The sequence below is a fragment of the Propioniciclava sp. MC1683 genome (genome assembly GCF_014164675.1).
In the GTDB taxonomy this organism is placed as follows: Bacteria; Actinomycetota; Actinomycetes; order Propionibacteriales; family Propionibacteriaceae; genus Propioniciclava.
In genome coordinates this window covers 1-7,508 of record NZ_JACJFX010000057.1, presented here as the reverse complement: position 1 = coordinate 7,508, position 7,508 = coordinate 1, and the positions used below count along the sequence as shown (strand labels likewise).

Here is a 7,508-nt window from a genome sequence, read left to right as displayed (position 1 = left end):
ACCTTCCCGAGCCGGCGCGCCAACGCCGACCCTGATCAGAACTTGCATGGGCTTCGATCTTGCTCGGGAGGTACGCCCGTTTCACGTCACCTCGCCGAGAGCCATCCACAGGTTCTGATCATTGCTCTCGCGGCGGAGCGCCTTTCCTACCCGACGGGGGATCTCAGCGACCGGTCCGTAGATGAACTCCACGGCCGCGGCGGCTGCCTTCTCCGGCAGCCTGGTGAGGGCGCGCTTGGCGGTCGGGGTCCACGCAACCGGGAGAGGCGCTTCGCTCATGTGCTGAGCGTGCGCAGGATCTCGTCCTTGGTGACCACCTCTGCCTCGCCGGCGGCGATCTCGGTCAGGCTCGCTCGGATCTGCCGCATCAACTGGGGACGGCCGGCGATGTCAAGGGTCTCCTCCAGCGAGGCGAGGTCGTCGACGCTAACCACGACCGCTGCGGGGCGGCCGTGCTTGGTGATCACGACCCGGTCGTGCTCGCGTTCCACCTGGTCCACGACCTCGGACAGGTGGTTCTTGACGTCCCTCAGCGCCATCGTCCCCTCAACAGTCATGGCTACAAGTGTAGCCAGAACTCTGCCGCGCCACGAGCCAGAACCGGTCGGTGGTAGACGTACGGCAGGCGGCGTGGGTGTGTCGAGGTGTCCCCGGATGTACAGTGCGCGGTCCGGTCTCCCATTCAAGCTTCCGCGATCGGACTCCGGGGTGACGAAAGCCTTTGTCAACACAGTTCTGGGGGCATTGTGCGCCGACGGAGGTAAGCGGAGGAAATCCTGTTCCCCTTAGCCGGTTCGCGGCTGTGGCTGGGGGGTGTCAGAGGTCGAACACTTCGCGGTGGATGCGGGACGCGGGCACGCCGAGCGCCCGCGCTGACTCCGTGACCCGCATGTTGAGGGACTCGGGGCCGCACACGAACACGGTGGCGTCGGTGAAGTCGCCGAGCAGTGAGCGGAGGTGATCGGGGCTCAGGGGGTGGAGGGTGCGGGGCCCTGCGAGGAGGTGGAGCCGGAGGGCGGCCTCGGTCTCCAGCTTCCGGAGTTCGTCGGTGAGGACGAGGTCTTCCGGGAGGGAGGCCCGGTAGACGACGTCGACGACGGCGTCATGCGAGGTGAGTCCCTGGGCGAGGGACACGATCGGGCCGATTCCCACGCCCCCGGCGATGAGAATGTATCGGGACCCCTCAACCCGTGCCGGGGTCATCGCCCCGTAGGGTCCTTCGAACGTCACACCGGTGCCTTGAGGTATCCCTGCCAGCGCCGTGGAGGCGTCACCCAGCGCCTTGACAGTGATCCGCAACCGCTCCCCGTCGGCGGCGGACACAGAGAAAGGGTGCGCCTCGTAGGCGAGCCCGCGGTGCCGGAACCGTAAGTTGAGGAACTGTCCCGGCTGCAGCCGCAGACGTGCGAGGTTTCGGCCGGTCATCCACACCGAGACCACGTCATCGGACTCGCGCACGACGTCGGTGACGACCAGGCGGTGGCGGGCCGAGCGGACGGCCGGGACCAGCAGGCGGTTCCACACGATGAGCCCCAGGACGAGGGCATACAGCGCGACCCAGAACGTCCGGGAGGCTCCCTTCGAGAACGTGTCCCCGGCAACGACCTGGTGGAAGAAGGCCAGGACGACCCCCAGGTAGGTGAACAGGTGCACGGTCCACCACGTCTCGTGCCGCAGCCGCCCGCGGAGCCGTCGCCACGAGGTGAGGCCGGCGGCCACCATCGCCAGCAGGCCGGCGATCGCAGGCACGATGCCCGGGTACTTCCCCACGACGAGACTGATGCCGGCAAGCCAGGCCGCGTTGGCCTCCATCGCGTTCGCGGTGACGATCAGCAGCACGTGGGCGACTATCAGCCAGATCGACCAGGGCGCGACCTTCTTGTGCCAGGCCACGAGGCGATCTTGGCCAAACGCCCGCTCCAGCACCGGCCACCGGGTGACCAGCAGCAGAAGGAACAGCATCAGGGACGTGCCCACCACCGCGGCCACTGACGACAAGGCGGTAAGCGCCCCGACCCTGCCAACGAAAGGCGTCGCCTCCTGGATCGCGAGGACGAGCGCGACACTGCCCAGGCACGCCGCCACACCGAGCCCCACGAGACCCGCGACCCGCTGGCGCCGCCACATCCGACGCCGGTCAACTGGCTTGGACGCCGCCGGTCCGGCAAGGACTGCAGCGTCGGCGGCGACGGCGTGCAGGGCGAGTTCTGGCGCGTTCTGAGAGACCATGACACCTCTAAATGAGACTTGTTTGTCTCATTCTAGTCGTGCGTCAGACCTCGTCATCATCGGCCGCCACCCCTCCACCAGCGTGTGCCACACCAGCCGGGCCGGGTCGGAGCGCCCCTGCGCGACGGCGGCCTGCAGCAGTGTCACCAGCGCCGTCGTCGCCCACGCCGGATCCAGGTCACCCCGGAACGTGCCGGAGTCCCTGCCCCGAGCGATGAGTGCGACGACTGGAGCAAGCACGGCATCTCGGCCCGGTTCGAACTCCGGATCCCGGGGAACGCCCAGCACGACCAGAGCCCGGAACCCGACGCTCTCGACGGCCAACCCATCGAGGACCCGCCGCAGGGCGGCGTCCGCGGGGCCGTCGTCGATGCGGGCCTCATCGACGGCCCGAGTGGCGGACGCCAGCGCCCAGGAAGCCAGTTGGTGCAGCAAATCGGCCCGCCCGGTCACGTGGCGGTACATGGTGGCGCGCCCCACGCCGGCACGGGCGGCGACATCGTCCATGCTCGCCGCCGGATCCTCGGCCAGAACCTCGGCCGCCGCCCGCAGGATTGCCTCACGGTTGCGCTGCGCATCGCTCCGCGCACCCCCCCTGTCCGGCATCATGCCTCCCTGGCCAGTCGGAACACCCGGAAACGGGCGCGTCCCAGAGGGCCCGCGCCGCCAAGCGCGAACACCTGGCCCGGCTCGACCTGCCAATCGGGGAAGTCCGCCCCCAGGCCCTCGGCCGTCACGCCCACCCCCGCCAAGCCCGGACGCCGATCCAGGCCAACCACGAGCACCGAGGAACGGGACGCCGCCAGCCGGCCCACGCCCTCGGCGACCATCCGCCGCCCGGCAGCGCGAAGTCCGTGGTAGCAGCCCACATCAACGAAGACCGACACGCCAGGCTCGAGCCCAGGGACCTCCCACAGCCGGCGCACATCCCCCACCACGAACCGGACAGCGAGGCCCGCACCATCCGCCGCCCGGCGAGCCTTGTCGATCGCCGCCGCCGAAGCGTCCAGCCCCACCACCGCCCAGCCCCGCTTCGCCGCCGCGAGGCTGTGCTCACCGGTCCCACAGCCCAGATCCACCAGGGTCCGGCCCACGGTGGAGCCATGCCAAGCCTCCTCGCGGTCCAGCAGGCGCTCCACCAGAGCAGACTGGGCGCGCCCCGCAGCCACCCACGGCGTCAGGCCCCAGCGATACAACAGCTCATACATGAGACGAGTATGTCTCGCCGGTTTGATCGCCTGAGTAAAATGAGACTTCATGGTCTCATTTGGAGGTGTCATGGTCCCTCGGAACTCACATGACGTCGATCTGTTGGTGATCGGCGCGGGACCGACCGGTCTCACGGCGGCGCTGGAGGCCCGGCGACGCGGCATGACCGTGCGCATCGTCGACAGGAGAGACAGCCGCAGCCAGCACTCCAAGGCGCTGGTGGTCCACGCCCGCACGATGGAGGTGTTCGAGGATCTCGGCGTGGCCGAGGAGGTGTCGCGCCGCGGCGTCCGATTCACGGCCCTCAACCTGCAGGGCCCGCTGGGCGCGCGCGGCCGGGTCGACCTGCTCGACCTCGACTGGGGCGACACCGACCATCCCCACTGGCTCACGGCGCCGCAATACGAGACCGAACAGGTGCTGGAGGCCGCGCTCACGGAGCGGGGCGTCCACGTCGAGTGGGGGACGACTTTTGTCGGACTCGTCGACGAGGGGGACGCGGTCGTAGCCGACCTGCGTGGCCCGAGCGCGGCGCAGGCTCACGTCCGGGCCAGGTGGCTCCTGGGTTCCGACGGGGGCCGCAGTACGGTCCGGGACGCCATCCGGGGCCGGCTCAAGCGGGTGGACGCCGGCGCAACATTCATCCTGGCCGACGCAGACACGACGTCGACGCTCCCCCAGGACGAGGGCCACCTGTACCTGCACCCGGACGGGCTGCTGATCGTCGTTCCCATGCCCCAACACGATCGGTGGCGCATCATCGCCCATGTCCCGGGCCAGTCCGCCGCATCCGGGCCGGCGATCAATGCGGAGTACCTGGACAACCTGATCCGCGCGCGGACGTCCCTCGAGTTCGGCGCCAGCAACGTCGGCTGGACCTCGCGGTTCGCGCTGAGCCACGGCGTCTCGGATGTCCATCGCCGCGGACGGGTGTTCCTCGCCGGGGACGCCGCCCATGTTCACAGTCCCGTCGGTGGGCAGGGCCTCAACACCGGAGTGCAGGACGCGCACAACCTGGTGTGGAAGCTGGCGATCGCCGACCGCCTCCCTCCCGACGTGCGCGAGGGCCTCCTGGAGAGCTATGCGACCGAGCGGGGCCAGGTGGCGCATGCCATGGTGGGCGGAGTCCGGCGAGCGACGTCCCTGATCACCGGCCGCGCCGGCGTCGCCCGTCGCATCGTGGGCGCGCTCGGGCCGCGGGTGCTGCGGAGAAGACGTCTCCGCCTTGTCCTGGGCCGCCCCCTCGCAGGGCTCGAGGTCACCTACTCGGATAGCCCACTCGTCGTGCCGGGCTGCAGGACAGCCGGCGCCCGGGTCGGGAATACGGCCACCAGCGCCGGCGGCCGGGTGCTCTCACGGCTGGACCCACACCGCTACACCTGGGTCGTCCGCGAGCCAGCGTCCGGAGGGCGCTGGGGCGATCTGCCGGTCGTGGAGGTCTCCGACGACTCCGAGGCTCCCTCAGTCGCTCTGGTCCGTCCCGACGGTTACATCGCCGCCTGTGGGACCACTCAGGCCGAGGTGTGGAACTCTCTGGCCCGGCGGCCGGCGCTACTGGGCTCCGCCCGGGCCAGCACCGACCCAGCCGAAAGCTGAGGAGTCGGGTTGTGAGCAACGTCTTGTCGATGATGTCGGACGCGACCGGCTACTCGATCGCCGCAACTTTGGGAGGGCCCCACCGTTCACGAACATGCCATCACGCGGCCCAGCCCGTCCCCTTGCGGACAGGACACTCGGCGTCCAGCGCGCCCGGGCACGTTGAGTCTGTTCGCCGCTGCTCACAAGACCTGCAGGCCGGGAGGAGGGAGTACCTGGCGCGGGGGTCTGGGTGGCGAGTTCGAGCAGGTGGGCGGGTCTGCCGCCGCAGCGGAGGCTGCCGGTGCCACGGCGCCGGGCACTGCGTGGTCGAGGGGGGGCCGGGACGGCCCTGTCAGGGGCGTCAGGGTTGACGCGCACCTTTCATTCCTTCGCGCATGTTCCGACGGTGCGCGACGGTGCGAAAGGTGCGCGTCGGGTCGTCCCGGGCCGGGTCGGTTCCTCACGGCAGTCACGCCTTCGCGTGACACTGCTGAGCCTGCAGTCACGACAGCTGGAATCGGTACCAGGTGGGGTGGGAGCGCTTCAGCGGCCACCCGAGGCCGCGACTGTCAGCGGGCTCGCTGGAGAGCAGTCGCCAGTTCGGGAACCCGCTCACGACCTGGTCGTGGGTAACACCCTCCGTCAAGCGATGGAAGGAGGTGGGTCCAAGGGCCAGCATGAGCAAGGTCGCGCCGGGGTTGGCCAGGGCGGTCACGCCCTCGCCCATGCCCCCACGGCCGATGGCGTCCAGACTTTGATAGCAACCGACATCGAGGAAGAAGTCGAAGTGTCCCAACCCTGCCTGCGGCAGCTTTGTCGCGTCTGCCACTTCGAACCGCACACCCTGGAGGCCCGTGCGGTTGGCCGCCTCGACTGCGCGGGGAACCATGTCGATTCCCACCACGTCCCATCCCATGCGGGCGAGTGCGGCGCTGTGGACGCCGCGTCCACAGCCCACGTCGAGGGCGCGACCCAGGGGACGATTGGAGCGGTCGGCGCTCTCGCGCGTGAGCTTCTCGGCAATGCTTGCCTGCGCCACCTCGGCGTAGTGCTCCCATGGGGTCAGGCCGAGCCGGTACATGAGCGCGTACTTCATCCCATCGCCCTCCACCGGTCTCGCGAGGGTGCCATCGTCGGTGTCCGCGCCGGCCACGTCAAGGACGGGATGTCCCACCATGCGCGGATCTGCCGAGGTGGGGCTGGTGGGGTTCGTCAGCCGAGCAGCGGGATGTCGAGGTCGTAGGCCAGGACGACCGCCCGGGCAAGTTCGGCCTCTTGGGCGTGGGTCAGAAACCCGACGGTGCGGCCGAGGAGTTTGCTGGGAACAGTGACGACGGTGTCGAGTGAGATCACGCCGTTGTGGTCGAGGCCGTTGGCCGGGCCGACCGGGACCTCGCTGGAGAGGCCCTTGACGGTGGAGGTGATCGGCGCGACCGTCACCTTAGTCATGGCGGCCCGGGCAGCCTCGCGGGTCAGCACGACCGCGGGACGTGTCTTGTCCAGGCGCACCAGGCAGATCTCGCGCACTGGGTCAGTCCTCGATCGTCGCGTGCGCGACGGACCAGGCGACCAGTTCGTCGAGATCGTCGGCGGCACCCCGTTCGCGGAGGATGGCGGCGTCCTGTTCGGCAACCTGGCGGCGCATCTCGCGCTCGACGGCACGGGCCACGAGCGCTGCCCGACTTGGAGCGTTGCCGGCCGCCACGGACTTGTCGAGGAAGGCCACCATGTCGTCGGGAAGGCGGATCGCGATCTGCACGGACATGGCAGAAACATACCATCTCGGGTCCCGTATTGGGATGCTCACTCACGCCGCCGAGCCAGGTCCACGGGGCCACAGTGCGCCATCGAGGTCATCGGGACCGACCGCTGCCCCGACTTCGGCGCCCGCTGCCGATGAAAGCCATCCAGGGAACGTACGGGCCCGCGAACAGCCCCTGCGGACCCCTGCTCGGCGTCAATCGTCGATGACATCGAGGCCCTGCTCGCGAAGCCGTGCCAGATGATCCAGCATGGCCTGCAGGACGTCGGGGGGATGTCCTTGCCAGGACTCCAGTTCGGCCACGACCCGCAGCGGGTGCCGGGTCCGGAAGGACTGCGTCGGGTTGCCCGGGAACCGCTTGTTCGTCACGTTGGGGTCGTCCTCGAACGGGCCCACCGGCTGCACGAGGTAGATCCGGCCCCGGGAATCTCCCCCGGCCAGCGCCGCCGCCAGTTCGGCACCCCACACCGCCGTCTCCACGAGCGCGCTGAAGTACAGGTGGTTCGACACCCGGCCCTGGTGGAAGTTCGAACCGCGACCGGGGACGAGCTCTGCACCGACCTCCAGGGCCGACCGGGTGCCGTGGTAGAACGGTCCCTCCACCCCGAGTTCCGCAGTTGGTGGGCATTCGGGCGGGTCTGAGCGAGCATCGATGCTTGTCAACGCGATTCGGTGGTTCCGGAACGGCTGAAAACGGTGGGCACACGAATTGTCGTGTCGGGCTTGTGTC

At 69.4% G+C, this 7,508-nt stretch carries 10 protein-coding genes; 1 reads left to right on the top strand and 9 read right to left on the bottom strand.

What is annotated here, in order from left to right:
- Positions 1-81: 81 nt before the first annotated feature.
- The 5 genes from H5397_RS16715 to H5397_RS16695 form a co-directional block, all read right to left on the bottom strand.
- Complete coding sequence (locus H5397_RS16715) at positions 82-279, bottom strand: type II toxin-antitoxin system RelE/ParE family toxin (RefSeq protein ID WP_182818843.1); 198 nt, start codon at positions 277-279, stop codon at positions 82-84.
- Complete coding sequence (locus tag H5397_RS16710; RefSeq protein WP_208091032.1) at positions 276-557, bottom strand: type II toxin-antitoxin system Phd/YefM family antitoxin; 282 nt, start codon at positions 555-557, stop codon at positions 276-278. Before H5397_RS16710 ends, H5397_RS16715 begins: the two co-directional genes overlap by 4 nt.
- A gap of 259 nt (positions 558-816) precedes the next feature.
- The gene (locus H5397_RS16705; RefSeq protein ID WP_182818841.1) at positions 817-2,229 is read right to left on the bottom strand and encodes a ferric reductase-like transmembrane domain-containing protein; all 1,413 of its coding nucleotides are present in this window, start codon (positions 2,227-2,229) and stop codon (positions 817-819) included.
- Between the two features lie 27 nt (positions 2,230-2,256).
- Positions 2,257-2,835, bottom strand: a complete 579-nt coding sequence (locus tag H5397_RS16700) for a TetR/AcrR family transcriptional regulator (RefSeq protein ID WP_220492379.1) — start codon at positions 2,833-2,835, stop codon at positions 2,257-2,259.
- Entirely contained in the window at positions 2,835-3,437 is a 603-nt protein-coding gene (locus H5397_RS16695) for a class I SAM-dependent methyltransferase (protein ID WP_182818838.1), read from the bottom strand. The genes H5397_RS16700 and H5397_RS16695 overlap by 1 nt, the downstream gene beginning before the upstream one ends.
- 49 nt (positions 3,438-3,486) lie before the next feature.
- Between H5397_RS16695 and H5397_RS16690 the strand changes: the two genes are divergently transcribed.
- The gene (locus H5397_RS16690) at positions 3,487-5,034 is read left to right on the top strand and encodes an FAD-dependent monooxygenase (RefSeq protein WP_375539379.1); all 1,548 of its coding nucleotides are present in this window, start codon (positions 3,487-3,489) and stop codon (positions 5,032-5,034) included.
- Positions 5,035-5,518: 484 nt separating this feature from the next.
- Here the strand turns inward: H5397_RS16690 and H5397_RS16685 are convergent, their stop codons facing one another.
- The 4 genes from H5397_RS16685 to arr form a co-directional block, all read right to left on the bottom strand.
- Entirely contained in the window at positions 5,519-6,112 is a 594-nt protein-coding gene (locus H5397_RS16685) for a methyltransferase domain-containing protein (protein WP_220492378.1), read from the bottom strand.
- A gap of 116 nt (positions 6,113-6,228) precedes the next feature.
- Positions 6,229-6,543, bottom strand: coding sequence for a type II toxin-antitoxin system PemK/MazF family toxin (locus H5397_RS16680; protein ID WP_182818835.1), 315 nt, complete (start codon positions 6,541-6,543; stop codon positions 6,229-6,231).
- Positions 6,544-6,547: 4 nt separating this feature from the next.
- Positions 6,548-6,781: a YlcI/YnfO family protein gene (locus H5397_RS16675; protein WP_182818833.1), complete on the bottom strand. Its 234-nt coding sequence runs from the start codon at positions 6,779-6,781 to the stop codon at positions 6,548-6,550.
- 192 nt (positions 6,782-6,973) lie between these two features.
- Positions 6,974-7,381: an NAD(+)--rifampin ADP-ribosyltransferase gene (gene arr / locus H5397_RS16670; RefSeq protein WP_182818831.1), complete on the bottom strand. Its 408-nt coding sequence runs from the start codon at positions 7,379-7,381 to the stop codon at positions 6,974-6,976.
- Positions 7,382-7,508 lie beyond the last annotated feature (127 nt).

Excerpts from the sequence above, each read along its gene's own strand:
- H5397_RS16715 (WP_182818843.1), bottom strand. The coding sequence starts at position 279 with ATGAGCGAAGCGCCTCTCCCGGTTGCGTGGACCCCGACCGCCAAGCGC.
- H5397_RS16695 (WP_182818838.1), bottom strand. The coding sequence starts at position 3,437 with ATGTATGAGCTGTTGTATCGCTGGGGCCTGACGCCGTGGGTGGCTGCG.
- H5397_RS16710 (WP_208091032.1), bottom strand. The coding sequence starts at position 557 with ATGACTGTTGAGGGGACGATGGCGCTGAGGGACGTCAAGAACCACCTG.
- H5397_RS16685 (WP_220492378.1), bottom strand. The coding sequence starts at position 6,112 with ATGAAGTACGCGCTCATGTACCGGCTCGGCCTGACCCCATGGGAGCAC.
- H5397_RS16690 (WP_375539379.1), top strand. The coding sequence starts at position 3,487 with ATGGTCTCATTTGGAGGTGTCATGGTCCCTCGGAACTCACATGACGTC.
- H5397_RS16705 (WP_182818841.1), bottom strand. The coding sequence starts at position 2,229 with ATGGTCTCTCAGAACGCGCCAGAACTCGCCCTGCACGCCGTCGCCGCC.
- H5397_RS16675 (WP_182818833.1), bottom strand. The coding sequence starts at position 6,781 with ATGTCCGTGCAGATCGCGATCCGCCTTCCCGACGACATGGTGGCCTTC.
- H5397_RS16700 (WP_220492379.1), bottom strand. The coding sequence starts at position 2,835 with ATGCCGGACAGGGGGGGTGCGCGGAGCGATGCGCAGCGCAACCGTGAG.